The organism is Sphingobium amiense, assembly GCF_003967075.1.
In the GTDB taxonomy this organism is placed as follows: Bacteria; Pseudomonadota; Alphaproteobacteria; order Sphingomonadales; family Sphingomonadaceae; genus Sphingobium; species Sphingobium amiense.
This window is the reverse complement of the sequence record NZ_AP018664.1, coordinates 2,863,106-2,887,751: the sequence shown is the minus strand read 5'-3', so window position 1 is coordinate 2,887,751 and position 24,646 is coordinate 2,863,106. Positions and strand designations below refer to the sequence as shown.

22 protein-coding genes and 1 tRNA gene are annotated in these 24,646 nt (G+C 63.9%); 10 read left to right on the top strand and 13 right to left on the bottom strand.

The features are described from left to right. Positions 1-6: 6 nt before the first annotated feature. Entirely contained in the window at positions 7-672 is a 666-nt protein-coding gene (gmk, locus tag SAMIE_RS13980; protein WP_066702969.1) for a guanylate kinase, read from the bottom strand. 49 nt (positions 673-721) lie between these two features. Between gmk and SAMIE_RS13975 the strand changes: the two genes are divergently transcribed. Continuing rightward, positions 722-1,294, top strand: a complete 573-nt coding sequence (locus SAMIE_RS13975; protein WP_066702972.1) for a DUF2585 family protein — start codon at positions 722-724, stop codon at positions 1,292-1,294. Here SAMIE_RS13975 and SAMIE_RS13970 read toward each other — a convergent pair. The 6 genes from SAMIE_RS13970 to SAMIE_RS13945 form a co-directional block, all read right to left on the bottom strand. Continuing rightward, complete coding sequence (locus SAMIE_RS13970) at positions 1,291-1,653, bottom strand: hypothetical protein (RefSeq protein WP_066702974.1); 363 nt, start codon at positions 1,651-1,653, stop codon at positions 1,291-1,293. The two genes, SAMIE_RS13975 and SAMIE_RS13970, sit on opposite strands and share 4 nt — an antisense overlap. Positions 1,654-1,693: 40 nt before the next feature. Beyond that, entirely contained in the window at positions 1,694-3,079 is a 1,386-nt protein-coding gene (gene fumC, locus SAMIE_RS13965) for a class II fumarate hydratase (protein WP_066702976.1), read from the bottom strand. Between the two features lie 63 nt (positions 3,080-3,142). Next, positions 3,143-3,664, bottom strand: a complete 522-nt coding sequence (locus SAMIE_RS13960; protein ID WP_408641264.1) for a sterol desaturase family protein — start codon at positions 3,662-3,664, stop codon at positions 3,143-3,145. A gap of 25 nt (positions 3,665-3,689) precedes the next feature. After that, positions 3,690-4,913, bottom strand: coding sequence for a cystathionine beta-lyase (metC, locus tag SAMIE_RS13955; protein WP_066702979.1), 1,224 nt, complete (start codon positions 4,911-4,913; stop codon positions 3,690-3,692). Then, the gene (gene sseA, locus SAMIE_RS13950; protein ID WP_066702982.1) at positions 4,910-5,755 is read right to left on the bottom strand and encodes a 3-mercaptopyruvate sulfurtransferase; all 846 of its coding nucleotides are present in this window, start codon (positions 5,753-5,755) and stop codon (positions 4,910-4,912) included. The genes metC and sseA overlap by 4 nt, the downstream gene beginning before the upstream one ends. Positions 5,756-5,834: 79 nt before the next feature. Next, entirely contained in the window at positions 5,835-7,097 is a 1,263-nt protein-coding gene (locus tag SAMIE_RS13945; protein ID WP_232037257.1) for a hypothetical protein, read from the bottom strand. Between SAMIE_RS13945 and queF the strand changes: the two genes are divergently transcribed. Beyond that, entirely contained in the window at positions 7,096-7,557 is a 462-nt protein-coding gene (gene queF / locus SAMIE_RS13940) for a preQ(1) synthase (protein WP_066702984.1), read from the top strand. The two genes, SAMIE_RS13945 and queF, sit on opposite strands and share 2 nt — an antisense overlap. A gap of 162 nt (positions 7,558-7,719) precedes the next feature. Then, positions 7,720-10,371, top strand: coding sequence for a M1 family metallopeptidase (locus tag SAMIE_RS13935; RefSeq protein WP_066703025.1), 2,652 nt, complete (start codon positions 7,720-7,722; stop codon positions 10,369-10,371). A 37-nt stretch (positions 10,372-10,408) separates the two neighbouring features. On the opposite strand, the gene SAMIE_RS13930 is transcribed toward SAMIE_RS13935, so the two are convergent. After that, positions 10,409-11,482 (bottom strand): phytase, encoded by a 1,074-nt coding sequence (locus SAMIE_RS13930; RefSeq protein ID WP_066702986.1) that lies wholly within the window; start codon positions 11,480-11,482, stop codon positions 10,409-10,411. Positions 11,483-11,685: 203 nt separating this feature from the next. On the opposite strand from SAMIE_RS13930, the gene SAMIE_RS13925 reads away from it, so the two are divergent. After that, entirely contained in the window at positions 11,686-14,430 is a 2,745-nt protein-coding gene (locus SAMIE_RS13925; RefSeq protein WP_066702988.1) for a TonB-dependent receptor, read from the top strand. A gap of 77 nt (positions 14,431-14,507) precedes the next feature. On the opposite strand, the gene SAMIE_RS13920 is transcribed toward SAMIE_RS13925, so the two are convergent. From SAMIE_RS13920 to hspQ, 4 genes are all read right to left on the bottom strand, one after another. Then, the gene (locus SAMIE_RS13920; RefSeq protein WP_066702991.1) at positions 14,508-14,687 is read right to left on the bottom strand and encodes a DUF3606 domain-containing protein; all 180 of its coding nucleotides are present in this window, start codon (positions 14,685-14,687) and stop codon (positions 14,508-14,510) included. 69 nt (positions 14,688-14,756) lie between these two features. Then, entirely contained in the window at positions 14,757-16,694 is a 1,938-nt protein-coding gene (locus SAMIE_RS13915) for an OPT family oligopeptide transporter (protein WP_126516932.1), read from the bottom strand. Between the two features lie 106 nt (positions 16,695-16,800). Beyond that, positions 16,801-17,574: a GDSL-type esterase/lipase family protein gene (locus SAMIE_RS13910; protein WP_066702999.1), complete on the bottom strand. Its 774-nt coding sequence runs from the start codon at positions 17,572-17,574 to the stop codon at positions 16,801-16,803. Further along, positions 17,531-17,920: a heat shock protein HspQ gene (hspQ, locus tag SAMIE_RS13905; protein WP_066703002.1), complete on the bottom strand. Its 390-nt coding sequence runs from the start codon at positions 17,918-17,920 to the stop codon at positions 17,531-17,533. The genes SAMIE_RS13910 and hspQ overlap by 44 nt, the downstream gene beginning before the upstream one ends. A 133-nt stretch (positions 17,921-18,053) precedes the next feature. Between hspQ and SAMIE_RS13900 the strand changes: the two genes are divergently transcribed. After that, positions 18,054-18,143: transfer RNA gene (locus SAMIE_RS13900), tRNA-Ser, on the top strand. Between the two features lie 38 nt (positions 18,144-18,181). Next, entirely contained in the window at positions 18,182-19,837 is a 1,656-nt protein-coding gene (locus SAMIE_RS13895) for a site-specific integrase (protein WP_083952601.1), read from the top strand. A 527-nt stretch (positions 19,838-20,364) separates the two neighbouring features. Here the strand turns inward: SAMIE_RS13895 and SAMIE_RS13885 are convergent. Then, positions 20,365-21,714, bottom strand: a complete 1,350-nt coding sequence (locus tag SAMIE_RS13885; RefSeq protein ID WP_013039775.1) for an IS1380-like element ISSp1 family transposase — start codon at positions 21,712-21,714, stop codon at positions 20,365-20,367. Between the two features lie 269 nt (positions 21,715-21,983). Here SAMIE_RS13885 and SAMIE_RS23425 point away from each other — a divergent pair, with 269 nt between their 5' ends. The 4 genes from SAMIE_RS23425 (at position 21,984) to SAMIE_RS13865 (ending at position 24,637) form a co-directional block, all read left to right on the top strand. Next, complete coding sequence (locus SAMIE_RS23425) at positions 21,984-22,313, top strand: hypothetical protein (RefSeq protein ID WP_126516853.1); 330 nt, start codon at positions 21,984-21,986, stop codon at positions 22,311-22,313. A gap of 58 nt (positions 22,314-22,371) precedes the next feature. Further along, entirely contained in the window at positions 22,372-22,710 is a 339-nt protein-coding gene (locus tag SAMIE_RS13875) for a hypothetical protein (protein WP_066704239.1), read from the top strand. Between the two features lie 36 nt (positions 22,711-22,746). After that, positions 22,747-23,412, top strand: coding sequence for a hypothetical protein (locus tag SAMIE_RS13870; RefSeq protein WP_126516852.1), 666 nt, complete (start codon positions 22,747-22,749; stop codon positions 23,410-23,412). A gap of 139 nt (positions 23,413-23,551) precedes the next feature. Then, a complete protein-coding gene (locus SAMIE_RS13865) occupies positions 23,552-24,637 on the top strand; it encodes a reverse transcriptase domain-containing protein (protein ID WP_162849069.1) in 1,086 nt (361 codons plus the stop codon). Positions 24,638-24,646: the final 9 nt, after the last annotated feature.

The following is a 24,646-nucleotide window of genomic DNA, read 5'->3' as shown; positions in this document are numbered from 1 at the left end:
CGCCGATCAGTCGTCCTGGTGGTAGCGGCTCAGCTTGCGGATGAAGCCGATAAGGCCGGTCTGCCGGCTGCGCTTCATGCGTTCGGCGTGGAGGATGGTCTGCACCCGCGCGAAGCAATCGTCGGCATCGACATTGCAAAGCACATAGTCATAGCCGTCCCAGTGCGCGATTTCGCCCGCCGCGCGCTCCATGCGGCCTTCGATGACTTCGTTGCTGTCGGTCGCGCGTCCGCGCAGGCGCCGTTCCAGCTCCTCCATCGACGGCGGCAGGATGAAGATGCGCACCACGTCCCCGCCCGCGATCTGGTGCAACTGCTGCGCCCCCTGCCAGTCGATGTCGAACAGCACGTCCTTGCCCGACTTCAGCATCGCTTCCACAGGCGCGCGGGGCGTGCCGTAACGCTGTCCGAAAACATGCGCCCATTCCAGAAACTCATGCTCGTTCGCCATGCGACGGAACTCTTCCAGATCGACGAAGCGATAATCCTTGCCGTCCACCTCACCGGGGCGCATCGGCCGCGTGGTGGCGGACACCGACATGGACAGGTCCGGCTCGGCCGCCAGCAATTTGCGCGCGATAGTGGACTTGCCCGCGCCCGAGGGCGAGGAAAGGACAAAGAGCACGCCCCGGCGCTTGAAGTCGGGCGTCTGGTTCTGGATGCTGTCGGCCATGGCCGCTAGTGCCGCCAAGGACGGATTTTTGCAAGAGGGGGGAGCCACGATGAGCAGGAGCAACAGACGGAGGAACCGGCGCGGCTATCTGCTGGCGGCCGCTATCGCAGCGGCGGCCTGCGCGCTGCTGTTCCTCATGCACCGCCCGCCCATCTGCACCTGTGGCCGGATCGAGCTGTGGCATGGCGCGCTCGACAGCGGCAACAGCCAGCATATTGCCGACTGGTACAGCCTCAGCCACATCATCCACGGCTTCCTGTTCTACGGAGCAGCCTTCCTGCTGCTGCGGCGACATCCCGTGGGTGTCAGGCTGGCGGCGGCGGTCGCGGTGGAGGCCGCATGGGAACTGCTGGAAAATTCCCCGCTCATCATCGACCGCTATCGCACCGCCACCATCGCGCTCGGCTATTCGGGCGATACGATCCTCAACTCGATGAGCGACATCGGCATGATGACGGTCGGCTTTCTGTTCGCCGCCCGTGCGCCGACATGGCTGACTGTTGGCACCGCGATCTTTCTGGAACTGCTCGCGCTCGCGGTCATCCGCGACAATCTGACGCTCAATATCCTGATGCTGACATGGCCGGTCGACGCTGTCCGCGACTGGCAGGCCGCGCTTTAGGCTTCGCCCGTTCTCCGGGCGCTGCGGATCGGAATCGGCTGGTTCGCGCTGGCCGGATCGCTCTGGTCGGTGAGCAGCTTCTGGGTCTTGCGCCGTTCCGCCTCTCGCCTGGTTTCGAAAAGGCGGCCCGCGAGATAAGCGCCGCCGACGAACAGCGCGCCCGCCGGATAGCGCATGATGAGCCGCTTGGCCCCTGCGCCCGCGACAAGGCCGACGATGCCCTTCTTGCCCGTCGATGCGGCGACGCGCGCGGCGATCACCGTTGCGCCAAGCTGAGCCGCCTTGCGCAGGATGCTGCGCTTGCGGGGCGGGCGGACCGTGACCAGCGGAGCGGAGGGCGTCAGGCTTTTCTTCTTCATACCACCTCAATGGTTCGGCAGGCTGGGGGTTCCGCCACGGTCATACCATATTTTCCGGCCGCACCAGCCGGTCGAAGGTCGCTTCGTCCACCAGCCCCAGTTCCAGCCCCGCTTCGCGCAGGGTCAGCCCCTTTTTATGTGCATGTTTGGCGATGGCGGCGGCATTGTCATAGCCGATCTCGGGCGCCAGCGCCGTCACCAGCATCAGCGACCGGTCGACCAGCTCCGCGATTCGCGCCTCGTTCGCCTCCAGCCCGTCGATGCAGCGTTCGACGAAACTGTCCATGCCGACGCTCAGCAGGTGAATGGACCGCAGCACCGCCGCACCGATCAGCGGCTTGAAAACGTTCAGCTCCATATGCCCCTGCATGCCGCCGACCGTCACCGCCTGATGATTGCCGATCACCTGCGCCGCCACCATGGTCAGCATCTCGCACTGGGTCGGGTTGACCTTGCCCGGCATGATCGAGCTGCCCGGTTCATTGGCGGGAAGGTCCAGTTCCCCCAGCCCCGAACGCGGCCCGCTGCCCAGCAGGCGGATGTCGTTGGCGATCTTGGTGAGCGCCACCGCGATGCTGTTGAGACGGCCGGAAAAATCGACCAGCGTGTCATGGCTGGCGAGCGCCTCGAACTTGTTGGGCGCCGTGACGAAGGGGAAGCCGGTGATCGCGGCGATCTCCGCCGCCACATCTTCGGCGAACCCTTCGGGTGCATTGAGGCCGGTGCCGACCGCCGTCCCGCCCTGCGCCAAGCGGGACAGGCCATGCTCGACCAGCGGCTGCGTGCGCGTCCGGGCGAGGCGGATCTGCGCATGATAGCCGGAAAATTCCTGCCCCAGCGTCAGCGGTGTCGCGTCCTGCAGATGGGTGCGTCCGATCTTGACGATATGGCCCCATGCCTGCGCCTTCGTCAACAGCGCCGCCTCCAGCCGTTCGAGTGCAGGCAGCAGATGATCGCGCGCGGCCAGCGCGCCGGCGATGTGCATGGCGGTCGGGAAACTGTCGTTGGAAGACTGGCCTGCATTCACATGATCGTTGGGGTGCACCGGCGACTTGCCCCCGCGAGTTCCCGTCAGCATCTCGTTGGCGCGGCCCGCGATCGCTTCGTTCACGTTCATGTTGGACTGGGTGCCGCTGCCCGTCTGCCAGATGACGAGCGGAAACTGGTCATCATGCTTGCCCGCGATCACTTCGGCGGCAGCGGCTTCGATGGCGTCCGCCAGCGTCGCGTCGAGGCCGTGGCGGCGGTTCACCCGCGCAGCCGCCTGCTTCACGATGGCCAGCGCATGGACGATGCCGATGGGCATGCGCTCGCTCGCGCCGAAGGGGAAATTCTCGATGCTGCGCTGGGTCTGTGCGCCCCAATAGGCGTCGGCGGGAACTTCGATGGCGCCGATGCTGTCGGTTTCGGTGCGGGTCGCGGACATGGAGATGCGCCTTTCGGGTGGGTCACGCCGATGTAGGGCGCGCCCGGTCAAATCCAATGGCGTTCAGCCGTCGGCGGCGACGCTGTTCGCGCCCCTGGCGGCGCGCACGCCCGCGCGGCCATTCTCGGCCAGTTGCCGCTTCAGGTCCGTGGGGTGCGGCGCGACGAGGAAGCCGAAGCTGACCGTTCCTTCCTTCGTCTCGACCGCATGATGAAGCCGATGGGCCTGCACGATCCGCTTCATGTAGCGCGAGCGCGCGACATAGCGGTTGCGGATGCGCTGGTGCACGATGATGTCGTGGAAGCCGAGATAGATCGCACCATAGCCCGCAATGCCCGCGCCCATGGCCGTCGCCCATCCGCCCCAGCCCCATTGCACTCCGCCCAGCAACAGCAGGATGGAGGGGAGGGCGAAGATCACGAAATAAAGGTCGTTCGCTTCCCAGTTGCCCTTGCGGGGGCGGTGATGGCTGGCGTGCAGGAACCAGCCCGGCCCGTGCATCACCCAGCGGTGCATGACATAGGCGAAGCCTTCCATCGCGGCGAGCGTGGCGAAGAAAATCAGCAGCAGGGCGACGGGCGGCATGGTCCCCATATAGTCCACCCGGCCGCTATGCGCGACCCCCATCGCGCAATGCCCGGAACCGGGTGAGGCCCGCATCGAGATCGGCGATGAGGTCGGTCGGATCTTCAAGGCCGATGTGCAGGCGCACCACCGGCCCTTCCGCTTCCCACCGCGTCGCGCTGCGATAGCGGGCCGGATCGACGGGGAGAGCCAGACTCTCGAACCCGCCCCAGCTATAGCCGACGCCGAAATGCTGGAGGCCGTCGATCAGAGCGGCGCGCGCCGCTTCGTCGCCGCCCTCCAGCACGATGCCGAACAGCCCCGTCGATCCGCTGAAATCCCGCTGCCACAGCGCATGGCCGGGACAGTCGGGCAGGGCGGGGTGCAGCACCCGCGCGACGCCCGGCTGGTCCTTCAGCCAGCGGGCGACGGCCAGCGCGCTGTCCCGATGCTGCGCCAGCCGCACGCCCAGCGTCCGCAGGCCCCGCGCGGCGAGCCATGCGTCGTCGGGACTGACCATCTGGCCGAAGAGATAGGCGGTCTGCCGCAACCTGCCGAACCACTGCGCGGTTGCGGTGGCGCTGCCCATCATCACGTCGGAATGGCCGACGATATATTTGGTGCAGGCGAGGATCGAAATATCGACGCCATGGGTCAGCGCCGGGAAATAGAGCGGCGTCGCCCATGTATTGTCCATCAGCGTGACGATCCCGTTCGCCTTTGCCCAGCCGGTGAGGGCGGGAATATCCTGCACCTCGAAAGTCAGGCTGCCGGGGCTTTCGAGGAACAGCGCGCGGACCGGACCGTCCTTTAAGTAGACATCGAGTGAGACAGCTTGCGGGTCATAATAGATCGTTTCGATACCGAAACCACGTAGGGTCTGCTCGCAGAAGTTGCGGGTCGGATCATAGGCGCTGTCGGCCATCAGCAGCCGGTCGCCGGGCTTCAGCACCGCCATCAACGCGCAGGCGATTGCCGCCACCCCCGAGGGAAAGAGCATCGTCCCTTCCGCGCCCGGCTCCATCTCCGTCAGCGCGTCGGCGAGGGACCAAGCGGTCGGCGTCCCCTTGCGCCCGTAGAAGAGCCGCTCATGCGTGCTGCTGCCCGCGGCCTTCCGCAGATGCGCGACATCGTCGTAGAGAATGGTGGAGGCGCGCCACACCGGCGGGCTAACGATGGCGCCCGGCTGGCCCGGCATCCCCGTCCACTCAGGCTTGCGCCCCGCCTGCGCCAGCTTCGTCAGCGGTCTGCGCTTGTCCTCGTCACTCACGCTTCACCTGTCGCCTTCGGTGTCTCTTTATCCGCGCCCCATTCGGACCAGCTTCCGTCATAAAGCGCCACGTCGCCCTTGCCGAGATGCTCCAGTCCCGCGAGGAGGATGGCGGCGGTGACGCCGCTGCCGCAGGTGGTGACGATCGGACGGTCCAGGTCGATCCCGGCCTGCTCATAAAGCGCGCGAAGGTCTGCACCCGACTTCATGCTGCCATCGGCGGCGAAGAGCGCGGAATAGGGCAGGTTGCGGGAACCGGGGATATGGCCCGATGCCATGCCGGGGCGCGGTTCCGCCTCCGCGCCGGTGAAGCGGCCCGCTCCCCGCGCATCCAGCACCTGCGCCGCGCCGCTTTCCAGATTGGCGAGTATATCCGCCTTGGACCGCACCTGCGCGCGGTCCAGCTTCGCGATGGCCGTGCCGGATGCGGATGCCTGCGCGCCGCTTTCCACAGGGCGTCCTTCCGCCTGCCAATTGGCGAGGCCGCCGTCGAGGATCGCGAGCGATGCGCCGATGCCATAGGCGCGGATCATCCACCAGGCCCGCGCCGCGCTGCGGATCGGGCTGTTGTCGTAGACGACGATGCGGCTGTCGCCATGCACGCCCAACGCCTGCATCCGCTGCGTCATCATGCTGTCGCTCGGCAGCATGTGCGGCGCGGGATCGTCCGGGTCGGCGAGCGTGTCGAGGTCGAGAAAGGCCGCGCCAGCTATGTGCGCCGCCTCAAACTCCGCGCGGGCATCCCGCCCTGATCCGGGCAGGAACAGCGTGGCGTCGAGGATGATGAGGCCGGCCTGCCCCAGTTCCCCGGCAAGCTGGGCGGTGGTGACGAAAATGGTCATGGCGTCCCCAAGGAAAAAGCGAAGGATCGGACCTGCCTTAACGCCCGGCGACCCGACTGGCAAAGGCCGCTGCGCGTTGTCAGGTCGGGGTCAGTTCGGCGGCGGCGCGGGCGGCGGGGCGGCGATACTGGCGCGGTCCCCGATCGAGCCGCAGCGGCGCGAGCCGGTCGGCGGGCGGCTCCTGCTCCTGCCCGATCACGAAGGCGCGGACGGTGCGGCCTTGTCCTGCTTCCCATCCATAGGCAGAATCGAAGGCGGCAAGCGGGACCAGCAGGCTGCGTTCGCCCACCGTTACCGGCTCGATCTGAGCGGAACCGAGCCGCAACTCGCCTGTCAGCGTCAGCGTCTCACCGGGCGCGATGCCGACCACGCTGTGCAGCGGCAGGCCGACCTGCCCCGCAAGAAAGCCCTGAAGCAGCGCATCCTGCTGCGCACCGGCGTTGCCGATGACGCCGCGCACCAGCATATCCTGCGCCGTGGCTGCCCCATTGTTGGTGAGGTGCAGGCTGTAGGCGATGGTGACGCCCATGAGCGAGAAGCGCGCCTGCGTGATGCTCAGGTCCATGCCGATCCACGGACGGGCAGGATCTGGCGCAACCGGTTCGGGTGGCGGCGGAGCGGGCCGGGGCGGGCGGGGCGCGGGAGGGGTTCTGGCTGTCTCTATCGGTGCCTCGATCACCGGTTCCGCGACCAGCGCGACAGGCGCGCGCCGACGCCGCGCCAGCATGAAGACAGCGATCCCCGCCGCTCCTGCGATCAACAGGCCGACGACCCAAGGAAGCGGGCTGGCTTCGCCTTGTGCCGCCGCTGCTTCGCGACCGGCGAGGGCATCGTCGGCCTCCGGTGCCGAGGCCGGATCGGGCGTCGCAGCCACCGGCGGGGGCGGGAGGCTTTCGGCTGCGGGCTGCCGCGCGGGATCGGGGGCTGCGGTGCGCTCGGGCGTCCCCTCCGCCGGTGGCGGTGCGGGGCGTTCGCGCTGCGCCTTGGGCCTGGGGGACGCTGGTGCGGGCTGAACCGCGACCGGAGGCGGGACGACCGTGGGGGTGACGGTCGGCGGCGCAGCGTTCTGCGCCGGAGGATCGCGGTAGATGTTGATTTCCGGTCCCTGCCGGTTGCTATCCGGCGGCGATGCCGATCCGGCGGGCGGCAGGGAGAAAACGGGCGCGGTCTGCTCCCCCTGTTGCGCGAGGGCGGGCGCGGCCAGCAGCAGCGGCGCTGCGATCAACAACGGACGAATGAGCGACCCCATGACGGTCCAGCCAAGGCACAAGATGCGCTGAACCGCAAGTGAACGAAGCGGATACATGACATTGACCGTGCGATGGCGTAGATGGCCGCCCATGACCGACCTTTCCAAGCCTCCCCTCCATCTGGGCCAGACCAGCGCGCTTCCCGCGTCCCCGGAAGCGGCAGTGCTCGACTATGTGCCCAATCCCCGCCCCGGCAAACCCTATCTCGTCCGCTTCACCGCGCCCGAGTTCACCTCGCTCTGCCCTGTGACCGGCCAGCCCGACTTTGCCCATCTGGTGATCGACTATGCGCCCGGCGAGACCATCGTCGAATCGAAATCGCTGAAGCTCTTCCTCGGCGCATTCCGCAATCATGCCGCCTTCCACGAGGATTGCACCGTGGGCATCGGCGAGCGCCTGTTTGCGGAAATGAACCCGGTCTGGCTGCGCATCGGCGGCTACTGGTATCCGCGCGGCGGCATTCCCATCGACGTGTTCTGGCAGTCGGGTGAACCGCCCGCTGGCCTGTGGCTGCCGCCGCAGGACGTGCCGGGCTATCGCGGCCGGGGCTGATCAACCGCCTTCCCGCCCTATTGTTTGACGAATGCACAGGATGGTTCGACCAACGACATGCCGTCGCTTGACCGATGCGACGAAACGGTTGATCGCGCGTTCATCGGGCGCGCGATAGTCTCTCTCGCGCCTCTTCAAGACGTGTCGGAGTCTGTCGAACCTATGTCCCTCACCAAGATCCTGCCGCTGCTTGTCGCAGCAGCCCCGCTGGCCATGGCCGTTCCCGCCCTCGCGCAGGGCGCAGCGCCCTCCGGCCCTGCCGCCGGCATCACCACCCAGCTTCCGCGCGGCGCCGCGCCCAGCCATTATGCGATCGAGGTGACGCCCGACGCGGCGAACCTCAATTTCACGGGCAAGACCGTCATCGACGTGACCGTGAGCCAGAGCTTGCCGACGCTCGTGCTGAATGCAGCGGACCTGATTTTCGGCGACGTGACGCTGACGCCCGCGAGCGGTCAGGCCATGAAAGGCACTGCAAAGGTCGATGCGGAAGCGCAGACTGTGACCTTCGACTTCGGCACGCCGCTCGCGCCCGGCAGATACAAGCTCGCCATCGCCTATGCGGGCGTCATCAACCAGCAGGCGAACGGCCTCTTCGCGCTCGATTATACCGATAATGCGGGGCAGGCGAAGCGCGCGCTCTTCACCCAGTTCGAAGCGCCCGATGCGCGCCGTTTCGTGCCCAGCTTCGACGAGCCGAGCTACAAGGCGACGTTCGATCTGTCGGCGGTGGTCCCCACCGGACTGATGGCGGTGGGTAACATGCCGGTCAAAAGCTCGACCAACCTTGGCGGCGGCAAGACCCGCGTGACGTTCGGCACGTCGCCGAAAATGTCGTCCTACCTGCTCTTCTTCGGCCTTGGCGAACTCGATCGCGCGACCAAGATGGCGGGCAGCACCGAAGTCGGCGTCATTACCGGCAAGGGCAATACCGGCAAGGCACAGCTTGCGCTCGACGCGTCAGCCGCGATCCTGCCGTACTATAACGACTATTTCGGTGTGCCCTATCCGCTGCCCAAGCTCGACAATGTCGCCGGGCCGGGCCAGAGCCAGTTCTTCAGCGCGATGGAAAACTGGGGCGCGATCTTTACCTTCGAACGCGCGCTGCTGGTCGATCCGCGCTTCACTTCGGAAGCGACCAAGCGCCGCATCTACGAAACCGTCGCACATGAAATGGCGCACCAGTGGTTCGGCGACCTCGTTACGATGGCGTGGTGGGACGACCTGTGGCTGAACGAAGGCTTTGCGAGCTGGATGGCGACCAAGGTGACGGACAGGCTGCAACCCGAATGGGAAATGCTGCTGACCCGCGTCGACGGGCGGGAGGCGGCGATGAGCTTGGATGCGCTCGCGACCACGCACCCGGTCGTGCAGAAGATCACGACCGTGGATCAGGTCAATCAGGCGTTCGACGCCATTACCTATCAGAAGGGTGAAGCTGTCATCACCATGCTGGAAGGCTATGCCGGCGAGGATGCGTGGAAGTCAGGTATTCAGGCCTATATGAAGGCCCACGCCTACGGCAATACCGTGACCGACGATCTGTGGAAGGCGGTAGAGGGCGCGGGTGCCAAGGGGCTTGTCAGCATCGCGCATGATTTCACCAGCCAGCCGGGCATTCCGCTGGTGAAGGTGGAGAGTGCGCAGTGCCGGGGCGGCCAGACGGTCCTGACGCTGAGCCAGAGCGAGTTCAGCCGGGACCAGAAGGGCAAGACCCCGCTCAGGTGGAATGTGCCGGTGAAGGCGCAGACGCTGGGCGGCGAAGCGCAGCGCCTGATCCTGCAGGGCAATGGCCAGATCACGCTGCCGGGCTGCGGTGCCTATGTCGTCAATGCGGGTCAGACGGGCTATTATCGCTCGCTCTACCCGCAGGCCAATGTAAAGGCGCTGGCGAAGGACTTTACGAAGCTTGCCAGTATCGACCAGACCGGCCTCCTCGCCGACAATTTCGCGCTGGGGCTGGGCGGCTATCAGCCCATCGGCCTTGCGATGGATCTGGTGGATGCGGTGCCCGCCAGCGCGACGCCTGCCGTGCTGGCCGAAGTGCCCGGTTATCTGTCCAGCGCCTATTCCATGCTGGAAAGCGACAAGGCGGCGCAGGGCCGCGTGGTCGCTTACAGCTCGCGCAAGCTGACGCCGTTGCTGTCTTCCATCGGCTATGACGCGAAGGCGGGCGAGGGGCCGCAGGTTCCCGTGCTGCGTCAGGCGCTGGTTTCGACGCTGGGCGATATGGGCGACAGGGCGGTGGTGGCCGAAGCCAACCGCCGCTTCGCCGCTCTATCCACCAACCCGCAGGCGCTCGACGGGCCGCTGCGCGAGACGTGGTTGGCGATCATCGCCAAAAATGCCGATCAGGCGACCTGGGACAGGCTGCGCGCGATGGCGAAGGGCGCGAAGAGCGATCTGGAAAAGAGCAGCACCTACGCGCTGCTGGGCAGCGCCCGCGACGAGAAGCTGTCGGCTCAGGCGCTCACCCTCGCGCTGACCGATGAGCCGGGCAAGACCACCAGCGCCGCGATCATCAGCGCCGTGGGTTATGAGCATCCGATGCAGGCGGTCGACTTCGTGCTGGCGCACCGCCAGCAATATGAAGCGCTGATCGACGTATCGGCGCGCAGTCAGGCGCTGGGCCGTCTGGGTGGCGGATCGGCCGATCCGGCGATGGTGACGAAGCTCGACGCCTATGCCACGCGGTATCTGACGCCCGAATCGCGCAAGGTCATCGACCGGTCGATTGCCGCGATCAGGACGCGGATCGAGACGCGCGGCCGCCTCAAGGCTCCGCTCGCTTCATGGTTCGCGGGCAGGCGGTAAGGAATGGGAGGGCGGTGGAGCGATCCACCGCCCTTTTTCACTGGAGGCCGAGCGCCTTCACGATGTCGTCCCAGGCGACCAGCTTGAAATTCTGCGCCGCCGCGGCGTTGTGGCCGTCCTGCGCAATGAAGATGCCGCCGGGATAGCCGGGGCCGAAGTCGCCCAGCATCAGTTCAATGCCGTCCGTTTCCTCCGCCCCGCCAATGACGCCAGCCACGATGCGGAAACGGCCGACATAGCTGTCATCGGACAGGCGGTAGAGGACATAGGCGTTGTCGCCCTGGCTCGACACGACGACATAGCCGTCCTTTTCGCCGATGGGCGCGATGGCGACTCCTTCCGCGTCCATGACGAGGTGCCTGCCGTCCGCTGCCGCGATCTTTGTCGGGCTGGTCGGTCCGGTCGCGCGCGCATCGAACCGCCAGAGGCCGACATCCTCCTCCGCGACATAGAGGATGTGCGTGCGGTCATCGACCGCGCAGCCTTCCGACTGCGTGCCCAGCTTCATCGTGCGGACGATCCGGCCGCTGGGAGTTGCGCCGGATGCGTCGACCAGCACCTGATTTACGGTGCCGTCCTTGAGCACGATGAAGGCGGACAGTCCCGCCTCGTCCCGGCCAAGGCAGATGCCATAGGCTTCGCCGCTGCCCCCATCGACTTTGCCGAGCGCGGTCAGCTTCGCGGTGGCGGGATCGAGCCTGAAAAGCGCGACCTTTGCACGGGCGATGTCGTTGCGGTCGGATGCCGCGACGAGGATACCCGCCGTGCCGTCAATGGTAACGCCCTCCTTCAGGTCGACATTATTGACCCGGCCCGCGTCCAGAAAGTCGCGGGTCTTCCCGTCAAGTCCATAGACATAGAGGCCCGCTTTCTTGTCGGTGCCCACGATCAGGCTTTGCGCGGGGTCGGCCGCGTTGCGCCAGATCGCGGGATCGTCGGCAGCATCGGCATTGGGCGTGCCCACCGGCGTCGTTTCGCCGCGCGCGGTCACTGACGCTGCCGGAGCGGCGTTGGCAATGCGCACCGCTACCGGCACTTCGGTTTCACTGGCAGCGCAGCCAGCAAGCGCCAGAGCGCTGGCCGCAAACGCGGCGCTATATATTATCTTCATCGGTGACGGTCCCTGCCCTGTGTGCGCGGCACTGCTGGCGCGCAACGGTGACAGGGGCGTGACGCCTGCATGACAATATTGTCGCAAGGCGGCGCCCGTCTGTCACTGAAATGTCTCCGGATCGACGCTCAACCGTAAGCTGCGAACCTTAAGAGCCGCCCCGACCGCGCCGGACAAGGCACGATCACACACAGGGGACCATCATGATTTCGACGCGCCAGCGGCCGATGCGCCGCGCTCTCATTCTTTGCCTGCTCGCCTCCGCCGCGACGCCTGTCGCCGCGTTCGCGCAGGCGCCCGCCGAAGCGGAAGCCGAAGCAATCGTTGTCACCGGCACCCGCCCGATTGCGGAGTCGGAGGCCGCCGCACTCGAAATCCAGAAGAATTCGGACTCGCTGGTGACGGTCGCAGCATCGGATTCGGTCGGCCGCCTGCCGGACCAGAATATCGCGCAGGCCGCCAGCCGCCTGCCGGGCATCAGCGTCGAGCGCGATCAGGGTCAGGCTCGCTACATCAACCTGCGCGGCGCGCCCAAGACCTGGACCACCCTGTCCTTCGACGGCATCAACGTCGTCAGCCCCGAGGGGCGCGACGCCCGTTTCGATTCGATCCCGTCCGCCATCGCGGGCAAGATCATCGTGTCGAAGGCGGTGACGCCGGACATGCCGGGCGAAACCGTCGCGGGCAACGTCAATGTCGTGACCCGCTCGGCCTTCGACTATGCGGGCTTCCACATCGCGGGGAAGGGCGGCCTTGGCTTTGCCGAACTGGGCGACCGCAAGGAATATGAAGGCAATCTGGTCCTGTCGAACCGCTTCGACACGGGCATTGGCGAGATCGGCGTGCTGCTGTCGGGCAGCTATTACGAACGCAACATGGTCACCGACAATTTCGAGAACGACTATGAGCGCGTGTCGCGCGATGCGCGTCCCGGCAACGCCACCCGCTTCTGGGTGCACGAGACCGAGAACAAGCTCTATCGCCTGACCCGCAAGAACTGGTCGGTGTCGGGCCGCGTCGACTGGAAGCCCGACGACCGCACGACCATTTCCGCCCGTTCGATCTACACGATCTTCACCGACGACGAGGCGCGCGACAATTACCGCTTCGACCTCGACGACCGGGAAAATGATCTGGTCGCCAACACCGCCGCCTGCGGCGCGAGCACGGCCAACACCACATCGGGCTATGCCGACATCTGTGCGGGCAACACGCCGCAGAAGGGCACGATCTACGGCATCGACATCCGCCAGCGTTCGACCCTGCGCGCTTACAAACAGTCGGTGTTCACCAATACGCTGGAGGGCAGTCACGAACTGGCGGACGGCTGGAAACTGAGCTGGACGGGTAACTACACCGAATCGAAGGACGACCGTTCGGTCGTGGGCGAGGTAAGCTGGGAAAGCCCTTCGGCCCGGAACCTGCGGCCGACCGTCGCCTATGATTTCACCGATCCCAATTTTTCGCGCCTGACGCTGTTCCGCACGATCCAGACCGGCACGGGTGCGGCCACGCGCTACACGGCGGGCGATCAGGTGACGGCGGTGGACAGCTTTGCCAAGACGCCGACCGGCTTCACCGTGCTGGACGCTGTGGATACGACGAAGGCCTATACCGGCCGCGTCGTGCTGGCGCGCGAGCTGGACAATGCGACGCTGAAGGCCGGTTTCCAGTATGACCGCCGCAACAAGATTGCCGACGAAAACCAGATTTCCCTGAACGCCGCGCAGGCGGCCACGATCCTGCCGCAGGATTATGCCCAGTTCTCACTCGACCAGAAATTCCTCGGCGAAATTCCGATGGGCTACACCTTCCGCTATTTCGATCAGGACAAGATGCGTGCTGCGTCGGCCGCCGCGCGCAAGGCATTCTCCTTCACGCCAAACACCGGCAACAATTACAACGTCCGCGAGGAAGTGTTCGCGGGCTACCTGGTGGGCACCTTCCGTTACGACTGGGGCACCGTCGTCGGCGGCGTCCGGGTCGAGCATATCAAGAATGAGGGGCGCGCCATCGGAACCGTTGGCACCGCGTCGCAACTGATCGTCGCGAAAGCGGACCAGACGCTCGCTTTCCCCAGCATGCACATCAACTATAATCTGGACGATACCAAGAAGCTGCGCCTGTCCTTCAACAGCGGCGCGGCGCGGGCTGACTATGACCAGCTTCGTCCCAATGTCGTCATCAACGACACCAATGAGACCATCTCGGGCGGCAATCCTGCGGTCCGGCCAGAGCGCGCCTATGGCGTGGACGCCTATTTCGAATGGTATGTCCGTCCGCAGGGCTATCTGATGGTCGGCGCTTTCTACAAGAAGATCGAAGATGTGCTCTACACCGCGCGGCGCATCTACAACTCGCCTGCGCTCAACAGCAACAATATCGACCGCTCCGGCTACCAGTTCAGCGGCATCGTGAACGGCGGCACCGGCCGCCTCTTCGGCATGGAAGCCGCCGCGCAGCTTCAGCTCGAACCCTGGACGCAGGATCTGGGCCTTCCCGATTTCCTCGGCGGCTTCGGCGTGTCGGCCAATGTGACGCTGAACGACAGCAAGGTCGATATCGACGGACGCAGGATGCGCCTGCCGGGCACGTCCGACTTCGTCTATAATATCGGCGGCTATTATGAGAAATATGGCCTGTCGGTCCGCCTCCAGTATCAGAACCGCAGCAAGTGGCTCGATACGGTGGGCACCCTGACCGATGGTGGCGACACTTACTGGGCCTCGGACGACGAACTCGATTTTTCGGCGCGCTATGCGGTCACGAAGAATTTCGAGATTTATTTCGACGCCTCGAACCTGCTCAACAATCCGGGCCGCCGCTTCTCCGATCCGGGCAGCCTGCTGCGCGCCAGCGGTGTCGCCGCCGCCGATACGAGCAATCAGACGATCGAGTGGGAGCGGTTCGGCCGCCGCTATACGGGCGGTATCCGTTTCAACTTCTGACGGCGACGTTATCGATTGTTGGGAAGGGGCGGCGGACCATGGTCCAGCCGCCCCTTTTGCGTCCGCCGATAGAGCGGTCAGTCGAGCGCGACGCCGAGATAGGCGGCGACCGCTTCGGGCGCATCGCCCACGGCATCGACCGCCTCCTCCAGTTCCTCGCGCGAAACGCCCAGCCGCCCGGTCCAGTAGGACAGATGCACCTCGTCCTCTATCCCGATATGATCGCCGGGGGCGGCACGGTCCTGATCTTTACGCATATCAGCTCCTTGTCGCTGCCGGGGTGGAAGGCAAGAAACGCATAAATCGCCTGCTCTTGCCTCTTCCCTTTAGGACAGGGGCGAGGCTGCCCAGTGGCGCAACCGTGCATAGAGCGCAGCGATCACCCCGCCGAAGATCAGGATCGCGAGCGGCACGGCCCAGTGATTTTCGCCCACAAGCGCCAGCGGCGTATCGCTGTCCGTCCCCGCGACGATCCCGGCGAAGGCGACGCCGAACAGGCTTTCGCCCACGATGAAGCCGGTTGCCATCAGCACGCCCATGCGCTCGGCGAACTCGGGATTGGACTGGCGCAGCGCCCACCGATTGTAGAGATGGCCGATCAGCGCCCCCACCGGAATGAGCAGGGTGAGCGCCATCGGCAGGTAGATGCCCATGCCCACGGCAAGCGGCGGCAGGCGCAGCTTGCCCGCGCGGCCCAGCATTTCGTCGATGGCGATGACCACAACACCAATGCCCGCGCCGATACCGATGAGACCCCAGTCGAGATCGCCGCCGAGCACACCCTTGGCGAGCGCGGAGATGAGCGCGGCCTGCGGCGCGGGCAGGGCGTTCGCCCCCGCGCCGCTCGCGCCCGCAAAGCCAAAGGCGCTGTTGAGCAGGTCGAGCACCGGCGGGATCACCAGCGATCCGAAGATCACGCCCAGCACCAGCGCGATCTGCTGCTTCCACGGCGTCGCGCCGACAAGCTGGCCGGTCTTCAGATCCTGAAGATTGTCGTTGGAGATGGTGGCGATGCCGAACACGATGGCGGTGGTGAAAAGCGCATAGGCGATCAGCGCCTGAGTCTGTGTCGGGTCGCCGCCCGATCCGTAGAGCGCGGCGAGCATCAGCGACGCGCCCAGCACGGCAAGGATGCCGACGCCCGAGATCGGGCTGTTCGACGCGCCGATGAGGCCCGCCATATAGCCGCACACCGATGCGATCACGATGCCCGCGACCAGCACATAGGCCAGCGTCAGGCCGATCACCGGCACGGGATTGGCGGCGATAGGGCCGCCCTGCGCGAACACCCACAGGAGGACGCCGATCGGCACCAGCGTCAGCAGGATGGTGCCGCCGACGATGCCGATGGGCAGGTCTCGCTCCGTAATGTCGAGGCTGGCGGCGTTCCCCGCCCTGCGCGTGGCGTTGGCGACGAGCGCGGAGCGGATGCCGCTGACGATGGGGCCGAGGATCTTGAGCAGGGTCCAGATCGCGGCGATGCCGATGGTGCCTGCGCCGATGAAACGCGCCTTCATTCGGAACGTCGTGCCGACGATTTCTGCAAGGTCGGCTCCTGCCGGCAACGGGGCAGTGAGGTAGGGGACGAGGCCGACCCAACTGATGAGCAGGCCGATGAACATCGCAACGCCCACCGACAGCCCGACCAGATGGCCCACGCCAATGAGCGCCATGGAGAAGCTGGTAGATACGGATGTCGCGCCCGCGCCGAATTTGAAGAAGGTTGCAGCTTCCTCGGCGATCAGCCTCGTCTTGGCGACGATGGAAAAGGCGGCTGCGGACACGGCGCTGGCGACGATGGCGGCTAGCCCGCGCCTGTTCTCCTCCAGCCCCTCGCGCGATCCCGCGCCGACCTTCAGCACTTCGGCGGCTGCGACGCCCTCGGGATAGGGGAGATCCGATCCGGTGACGAGCGCGCGGCGCAGTGGCACCGAATACATGACCCCCAATATGCCGCCCAGCGCGATGGTGCAGGCCGACAGCCAGTAGGGGAAGCCATGCCACCAGCCGATGATGACGAGGCCCGGAAGCACGAAGATGATCGCGGACAGCGTGCCCGCGGCCGAAGCGATCGTCTGGACAATGTTGTTTTCCAGAATCGTGCCGGTGGAAAACAGCCGCAGCACTGCCATCGAAATGACGGCGGCGGGGATAGAGGTCGCGAACGTCAGCCCAATCTTGAGGCCTAGATAGACATTGGCGGCCGTGAAGACGAGTGTGATAAGCCCGCCCAGAATGACGCCGCGCAGCGTCAATTCCGCCATTGCCGGGCCTGCGGCCTTGTCAGTTGTCACGCTAAATCCCCTCGCCTGAGCGCACCTACTTTACGTCTGTAATAATGTTGCTTGGCCGTGGATCAATCGTAAAGTGTCAGCGAGCGTTGGCCGCTATCGCACGGACCGGCACGGTAAGCGCGTCGAGCCATGCATCGACCTGCGCCGTCCACCGGGCATAGCCCCGCTCGTTCATGTGCAGCCCGTCCGGGCGGAACAGCGACGCATCGGGCAGACCGTCCGCAGCCAGCAGAGCCTTGCCCACATCGAGATAGTCGAATCTGATGGCCGCCGCCTGCGCCGCGACACCTGCATTGACAGCCGCCATATGCGGGCGGAGCGTCCAGCGGATCGGGCTGGGCTTCAGGGAGAGATAGGCGAGCGGGACGCGCGGATAGTCCGCCCGCAGCCGTTTGAGCAATGTCAGGACGTCCCGCGTCACCGCCTCGGGCGTCGCGCCCGCCGCCAGATCATTCTCTCCGACATAGACGATGATGGCACGGGGCGGGGCGGCGGGCAGCAGCCGCTTGTAATAATGCAGCACATGCGCCGTCGTCGCTCCGCCGAAGCCGCGATTGACGGTGCCGCGATCGCTGAAACTATGGGCGACATCCCACAGGCGAATGCTCGAACTGCCCAGGAACAGGACCGCATCGCGCGTGACCGGTCCTGCCACATTGGCCTTGGCGAACAGGTCGATCTCGCGGGAGAAGGGGAAGCTCGGATCGGCGTTGGGCTTTTCCGGCGACTGCGCGAGGGCGAGCGCCGGGATGGCGAGCATGAGCGCCCAGCCCGCCGCTCCGGCAGCGCGCCCGGCCCAGAGCGCCTTAATGGCTATGCAGCCGCCGCAGCCGGTATTTGCCATCGGCATAGGGTCCGAACATGTCGGTGATCGCCGGATGCTCGACCGGTTCGTCGCTGTCGTCCGCCACCAGATTCTGCTGGCTGACATAGGCCACATAGCTGGATTCGCCATTTTCGGCGAGCAGGTGGTAGAAAGGCTGATGCTTGTCGGGCCGGGCGGCTTCGGGGATCGCTTCATACCATTCCTCGCTGTTGGCGAAGACCGGGTCTATGTCGAACACCACGCCGCGAAAGCCGAACATCCGGTGTTTGAGGACATCGCCGATGCTGAAACGGGCATGAACGATCGGAGGAGCAATCACGCCAGCACCGAAAATCTGGGCGGCGGCGGAAAGCGGAGCGGTGTCTTTCATATCTTCAATTTAGGAGCGTTCCGCGCGGACACAAGAAAAATACCCGACAGCCCGCTTGGCAACACCGATTTCATTCGCTAATGGCCGCCGCTCGACCGGGACCGAGCCGCTTTGCGGCGCGAGACCCATCTGCGGAGAGGTGGCAGAGTGGTCGAATGCGCCGCACTCGAAATGCGGTGTGCCTTTACGGGTACCGTGGGTTCGAATCCCACCCTCTCCGCCAGAGCTTCCGAAAGTGGCTGAAATGCGCTAATCTGCGCTATGGCCAAGGAAAAATCTCACAAATTGCTACACAAGGCTGCTACACAAGGCGGCGAGGAAATGGTTAAGCCAGCGGGTCTCATCTCGCGCGGCGGAAGCTGGGGCGTCAGGGTCCGTGTGCCCGATCGGCTACGCGCTCATCTCGGAAAAAGAGAGATTTGGAAGTCGTTCGGGGCTGTCAGTTACGCAGATGCCTGTCGGCTCGCGCGGATCGAGCGTGTGGCTATCGATAGGCGCTTTCTAGAAGCGGAGGTCGAGCTTGGACGTGCCCCAGCCGCACCGCTCAACGATGAGGAACTGTTGCACCTTGCCCGCGCATTTCTACACAAGATGGAAGTGGACGCCGGACCATTGCCGATCATGCCAGCCGATCGTGAGGCAGAAAGTGATGCGGTGGATGAGGAGGCTGCGTTGGTTGGTCAGGGCGTCGAAGATGCTTCCGTGCAACGCGTTGCAAAATCCTTCGCTGCCTGGGCTGGCCGAAAGGTCGATGACGGCAATCCGGAACTGCTGAGGCTCAGCGAGGCGGTCCAGCAGGCCTGGCTAGAGCATCTCGGGCGACGCTCTGCCCGGCTCGCGGGTAGGACGGTGGCGACGGTCGATCCCATATTCGCGGGCGTAGACGGCTCGCAGCCGCTATCGGCGCCGCTGACCGTCCGCGCGGCAATCACGGCCTACAAGAATGATCCAGAGCGATCAGGTGTAGCGGCGAAAACGCGAGCGGCTTGGGATTTCCGCTTTCGCGCTATCGAAGAAATTCTTGGCCCCGATCGCTTGATTGGGTCCATTCGGCGGGAGGATGTGCGAGCCTGCCGTGACGCGCTGATGAAGATGCCCGCCAATGCGCCGAAGCACTTCCCCGGCCTGCCGATTGCGGAAGCAACGATGCTGGGCGAGAAGCAAGGACTACCCAAGCTCTCGCCGAAGAGCGTCATGTTGTATGTCGAACTGTTGAGCAGCCTGTTCAAATGGCTAGAGCGCGAGGAAATGGTGGCGCGCAACCCCGCCCAGGGTATCAAGGGTCCGCCCCAGTCTAGCGAAAAGCCCAAGCGTCCGCTGACTGCGGAAGAAATCAACGCATTGCTGCTGGCGACGGCACCTGAGGACGGCGTCTCTACTTCGTGGACCTACTGGATGGTGCGAATTGCCCTGTTGAACGGGATGCGGCTTGGCGAAATCGCGGGGCTGGCGGTCGACGACATCGAGAAGGTAGGCGACGTTTGGGTCTTTAGAGTGCGCCCTAATGCGTTTCGAGACCTGAAAACAGATGCGTCGCGACGCGACATTCCAATACATCCTGTTCTCATTGCGTGCCGATTGCTGAATTTAATCCGAGACCGTCAGCCCGGAGAAATGCTCCTGCGCGATGCCCCTGCCGTGGGAGGTACATCGAATGCCGCTCAGAAGCGTTTGGCACGGCTAGTGAGAGGTTCGATCGCGGACCGGAAAGCAAGCTTCCACTCGCTTCGACACAACTTCCGGGATGCGATGCGTGCTGCGGGCACGCCGCATGACATCGCTGCGAAGCTGGGCGGTTGGTCCAACCAGGGAAGTGAAGTCATGGAAAGCTACGGTGCGGGTCATACGCCCAATGTACTTAGTATTTGGATTCAAAAAGTCGAATATGCCGAGGTAATTTTTAGTCACAACACTTAGCGCCACGCATGCATCAACTTGTTTGTCAATAAAAAAGCTGTTGATGCGATGAATATTACTATCTATATCGTTATGCAGAAGTCATTGCGGCGGTGATAGGTAGTTATTGTGAATGTTATCATTGATCCGGTGAGCTCACGGCGGCGGCAAAATATCTGCCTGCGTGCATCACCAGTTTTGCTTGATGCGTTAGACTTGGCCGTTGAGCGGTGGAATGGGAGTTCGCTGGGCGAACCTATCTCGCGCTCTGGATTTGTTCGCCGACTTCTCGCGGAACATCTCGATCTAGCGCCTGCGGAATTGAACCCAGTTGCAATGGGCGATGTCAAGGAGAACCGACATGACTGATTGGCGGCTAGCCTCTCTTATTCACGACGCTCGGTTTCGGGCCCGCTCTGGGCATTTGCTGCGGCTGGCTGTATTGCGCGGACGACCGGCATCGCTGGCGTTTGTTTCACCGCATTCGGATTGATGGGCTTTTCGGGTTGAAGGGCTGGGCTCGGAGTTCTGCGGCGCTGCCGCATGGGCTACGTCGGCGCAGGCTTCAGCCGGAGAACGAGGGCGCGGAACAGGTCGGCATCCGGACAGGCGGAAGCGAAGGCAATGCGGATGCGGCTAGCACTTTCTACGACGCGCGCAGCGACCTTGAGCAGCCGCAGGCGCAAGGTGGTAAACTCCGCGCTTGCCAGAGCAGCGGTCCTGGGCATCGCCTGCTGGATGCGCCATAGCAGCCAGTATGCGGCAGTGTGCAGTATCAGGCGCATCTGATTGGCATTGGCCGAGCGGCACGAGGTTCGGTCGCTGGCGAGCTGGGACTTGTGGCGCTTGATCAGGTTCTCGGCCTGACCACGCGCGCAGTAGAGCGTGTCGTAGATGTGCTCGGCCGATCCTGTTGCCAACGAGGTGACGACATAGCGGATGTCCATGCCCAGCGTGCTGGCCTCGATCCGTGCAACGACGCGACGCTGGCACTTCCAGGTCTTTGCCCCATAGCGGGTCTCGGCATAGTTGCGCAGGACGGGACACTGACGCTGGGCGCGCTTGACCGCGCAGGCATCGGCGACCGCAACAATGGCGGGATCGGCGCGCAGCGCTGAATTGGTGGGCAGGCCGAACACGTAATCGACGCGGGCCGCATCGCAGTAGGCCATGACCTCGGGTCGACCATAGTGCCCGTCGCCGCGGATAGTGATGTGGGTATCGGGCCAATTACGGCGCAGGTGACGCACCAGGCGTCGGATGTGCCCCGCCGCCTCCTTTCCAGAAGGCGTCTTGCCTGTGCGCAGCAGCATGGCCACCGGCCTGCCGGTCGCGGTGTCGTAGATATGGATCGGTAGGAAGCAGCGCTCCCCATGATGCCCGTTCCAGAACGAGAGCTGTTGATAGCCATGCACGACGTCGCACGTGTCGTCGATATCCAGCGTGACCGCTGTCGGAGGGGCGGGATAGCTGGCGCAGTAGATGTCGATCATCGCGGCCATCATGCTGGCCAGTTCGCGCGTAGTCGGTGCATTTTCCCACCGGCTCATCGTCGGTTGGCTGGCCAGCCCCGCGCCCGATTCCGGCAGCTTGCCGAGCGCCAGGCGGAAGCCTGGATCGTCGCGCAGAGCATCGAGATCATCGGCATCCTCATAGCCGCACGCAATCGCGAACACACGGGCACGCAGAATGTCATCCAGGCGATGGATCACCCGCGCTGGATCGCGCGGATCGGCAATACAAGCCGCCAGGCGCTGGCAAATCCCCATCGCGCGCTCGGCCTGTGCAAGCAGTAGAACACCGCCATCCGAGGTAAGCCGGCCACCGTCGAACGCAGCTGTGATTTTCTTGCGGCCGACTGCTGGGAATCCAAATGAGCTTGCGATATCATCGTTCATGGCGGGTGTGGCCCGTGGCATTTTCTGCCCTGCGGCAGGTTCGGCTTAGACACCCAGTTCCTAATTCAGATCAGAGGCTTACGCCACTCCCGCCAACCCTTCAGGACACTTTTGGTGAATAAGGCGGGCTAGGATTATCTACACTGAAATCGGAACTGCTTCCAACACTGGCGGATCGCAAGTTGAATGAGCAGCGGCGGCAAGCCGGACGTGTTCATCGCGCAGTTGCGTCATCGGCTGGCGGTGCTGCGCCAACGACTGGCGCAGCCGTGGAGCAGGCATTCGCGTTGCAACTCGGCAGCCATACTCCGACCCAAGCTCAGAAGAGGGATCAAGTTAAGCTCGACCCATGTATTGCCAAGCTGCGTCTGTCGCCGGATGGCGGATTGCTTCTTGTGGCAATGAAGTCGGAGGCGGAGCGAAATAACGGGCGTCCTGTAGACTTAGTAGCTGAGCGTGCCGGTGAAGTACTGGGTATTGGTCGCATCCGGGCCGTATGTGCCAAGGATGAACTGCTCAGGCGCGGGCTGATCCGACCTGTGGTCAACAGCTTGGGTGGCCCAGATGGTTATCGGGTCATTATGCCGCGGGAAGCTTAACGTGCCACTGGACGGCTATATATCGGGACGGGAAATTGTCGCTGGAGTGCGTACACAATTGTCCGGCCTCAAGGCGGGGCAGCGGGCAGCTTTTGGCTGGGATCAGGTCAATGCCTTGTCAGAATGCCCTGCCAACGTGATGCGTGTTCCGCCGGAAGACCTGCTCCCGGCGTGGCAAGCGCTCCAGGCGTCATTCCGGCTTGAATACGTTGCTGGCTTCGTTCGGGATATTGTCCCACGCGAGACGGCACGCTGGTTTTTGTTCCAAGCCACCAAATTCAACGCTGAGGCAGCCACACTGTTTGACAAGGCTGGTGCGCGGCTGGTGGCTGACGTGATCGTCCCTCGATCTGTGGTGGACGCGATCGTCCGGCGCAAAGCCAGACAAGCAGCCTGAGCGGCTGGCGATGCTCGAGGCTATGGGCGGCGGGAAATGATGCGGGAAGTGGGAAAAGTAAAGCAGGATGCGGTGATGACCCGTTGTTCGATCTGCAATCATTCGCACTCGGCTGCGATCGACACAGCGTTGGCGACCGGCGGGAAGTTGATCGCGACCGCTGCGAATTTCGGGGTCTCAAAGTCTGCATTACATCGCCATCAACGGCGGTGCACAGAGCGAGCGCTTGCCTACGCCGGCAACGTCGACGCATTCTTGTTCTCTTCGCGTCCCATCCCTGCAAGCGTTGCTCCTGCCGACGCACCGCGCGTCTGTCTATCTGGCGAACTACTGGAAGCGATGTGCCCACTCGAAAAAGCAGAGGATGCAATTGGTGAGATGCTGGAGACGAAGCTGAGGCATCTCAACGCCATATATGCTTATGCATTGTCGCGGGGCGTGGCGAAAGACGACGTGACCAGCATTCTGCGGGCCGGCCGGGCGATGCAGCGCCTCTTTGAACTTGACCTTGTGACCGCTCCGCAGCGGCTGCGCTATCAAGCCGAGCAGGCTGTAGACCCTATTATGAAGATGCTCGCGACTATCCTCGATAGTGCGCACACATCGCAAAATACGAACGGGACGCGAGATTTTGCAACCCGTTGCAACGAGGCAACCGAACTCGGACGTCATCGCTATCGCTATGGTGGGCAATATGCATAACGGTGCTAGCCCCGCAAGAGAAGCCAATCGGCCGGCATGGCGAAACTTGACCAAGCGTGCCGTTCGCGCTCAGGCTAAGGTGGATCGCCGGATCGCAACGGCGCTAGCGAATGGAGAGGTTTATCGCGCTAGGGCGATAATGCAGCGTTCCCTTCGGGGTCGTGCGAGCAAAATCGTCGCGGCGATTGAAGCGAATGCAAATTTGCGCCCAGTCGATCGCCTGAAAAAGCGAGATGCTGTCGCTCGTGCGGAGACTTTGTCGCCGTGGCGGGGCACAATGGAATACGTTGAAGTGCGAGCGAAACGCAAACCAAGCGGCGGCGAAAGGCTCTACCTCGCATTCGGATGGGAAAGCCGCGTTCTACAAGAACAGGTAGGCCATGCTATCCAGCCGTTTCTAAAACGCGATGACCGCTGTTTTCTCCAGCGCGGCGTTGATCACGCGGTCCGACATGCCATCGCGCTGATGCGCGATCGGGATTGGCGTTGGATTATCGAAGCCGACATCACCAATTTCTACCCCTCGATTGGTAAAGAGGAAGTCGCAAGACTTCTTCCTGTCGACGGTAGGATATCCCACGTAGTGATTACGTCGGACCATGCTAACCCGAGGTATACCTACCCACGGTTTATGAAAGGCTGCAGCACGGCCGTACATGCTTTGACTGCGTTTAGGGGATTACCCCAGGGGGCGAGAACCTCTCCTGCCGTTGCGGATGCGTTCGTTGCGCAGCAGCTCGCAAAGCTGTCGCCTGATTTCGCGACCGTCAATTTCGGTGACAACTTCCTTGTTGGAGGTCGGACCCGTCGAGAGGCTCTCCAGAATTTCGAGGCCCTGGTCGCTGCATTTGGCGGCTGCTCCAACTCACAGTTGACCGTTGTACAAAAGCAATTACGCCGTTGCGATCAAGGCTTCAAATTCCTCGGATACCAACTCAGGATGCAGCGCCACCGAACGATCGTAGGTCCGCAGGATCACCATCTTCACCGAGCGATCCTCCAATTCGACCGCATCTTAAATCGGGCAGACGGCCCTAGCGGCCCGATGAAAGTCTGGCACGAAGTGTCATCACGAATTGGCTCTTTCTCATTGTGGCAAGGAGCGGCAAGTTGGTCCTTCCGCATGATACAAGTGTTAGCCAGGTACAATCCCAAACGCTCGTTCATGGCTCGGCTGGCATTGGATCGCCTCAAGGAAAAAATGCGATCGCAGATGATGCTCTAATAATGCGTG

What these genes read in the sequence shown, in the direction of transcription:
- gmk (WP_066702969.1), bottom strand. Translation starts at nt 672, where the DNA reads ATGGCCGACAGCATCCAGAACCAGACGCCCGACTTCAAGCGCCGGGGC.
- SAMIE_RS13975 (WP_066702972.1), top strand. Translation starts at nt 722, where the DNA reads ATGAGCAGGAGCAACAGACGGAGGAACCGGCGCGGCTATCTGCTGGCG.
- SAMIE_RS13970 (WP_066702974.1), bottom strand. Translation starts at nt 1,653, where the DNA reads ATGAAGAAGAAAAGCCTGACGCCCTCCGCTCCGCTGGTCACGGTCCGC.
- fumC (WP_066702976.1), bottom strand. Translation starts at nt 3,079, where the DNA reads ATGTCCGCGACCCGCACCGAAACCGACAGCATCGGCGCCATCGAAGTT.
- SAMIE_RS13960 (WP_408641264.1), bottom strand. Translation starts at nt 3,664, where the DNA reads ATGCCGCCCGTCGCCCTGCTGCTGATTTTCTTCGCCACGCTCGCCGCG.
- sseA (WP_066702982.1), bottom strand. Translation starts at nt 5,755, where the DNA reads ATGACCATTTTCGTCACCACCGCCCAGCTTGCCGGGGAACTGGGGCAG.
- queF (WP_066702984.1), top strand. Translation starts at nt 7,096, where the DNA reads ATGACCGACCTTTCCAAGCCTCCCCTCCATCTGGGCCAGACCAGCGCG.
- SAMIE_RS13945 (WP_232037257.1), bottom strand. Translation starts at nt 7,097, where the DNA reads ATGGGCGGCCATCTACGCCATCGCACGGTCAATGTCATGTATCCGCTT.
- SAMIE_RS13935 (WP_066703025.1), top strand. Translation starts at nt 7,720, where the DNA reads ATGTCCCTCACCAAGATCCTGCCGCTGCTTGTCGCAGCAGCCCCGCTG.
- SAMIE_RS13930 (WP_066702986.1), bottom strand. Translation starts at nt 11,482, where the DNA reads ATGAAGATAATATATAGCGCCGCGTTTGCGGCCAGCGCTCTGGCGCTT.
- SAMIE_RS13925 (WP_066702988.1), top strand. Translation starts at nt 11,686, where the DNA reads ATGATTTCGACGCGCCAGCGGCCGATGCGCCGCGCTCTCATTCTTTGC.
- SAMIE_RS13920 (WP_066702991.1), bottom strand. Translation starts at nt 14,687, where the DNA reads ATGCGTAAAGATCAGGACCGTGCCGCCCCCGGCGATCATATCGGGATA.
- SAMIE_RS13915 (WP_126516932.1), bottom strand. Translation starts at nt 16,694, where the DNA reads ATGGCGGAATTGACGCTGCGCGGCGTCATTCTGGGCGGGCTTATCACA.
- SAMIE_RS13910 (WP_066702999.1), bottom strand. Translation starts at nt 17,574, where the DNA reads ATGCCGATGGCAAATACCGGCTGCGGCGGCTGCATAGCCATTAAGGCG.
- hspQ (WP_066703002.1), bottom strand. Translation starts at nt 17,920, where the DNA reads ATGAAAGACACCGCTCCGCTTTCCGCCGCCGCCCAGATTTTCGGTGCT.
- SAMIE_RS13895 (WP_083952601.1), top strand. Translation starts at nt 18,182, where the DNA reads ATGGCCAAGGAAAAATCTCACAAATTGCTACACAAGGCTGCTACACAA.
- SAMIE_RS13885 (WP_013039775.1), bottom strand. Translation starts at nt 21,714, where the DNA reads ATGAACGATGATATCGCAAGCTCATTTGGATTCCCAGCAGTCGGCCGC.
- SAMIE_RS13870 (WP_126516852.1), top strand. Translation starts at nt 22,747, where the DNA reads ATGATGCGGGAAGTGGGAAAAGTAAAGCAGGATGCGGTGATGACCCGT.
- SAMIE_RS13865 (WP_162849069.1), top strand. Translation starts at nt 23,552, where the DNA reads ATGCAGCGTTCCCTTCGGGGTCGTGCGAGCAAAATCGTCGCGGCGATT.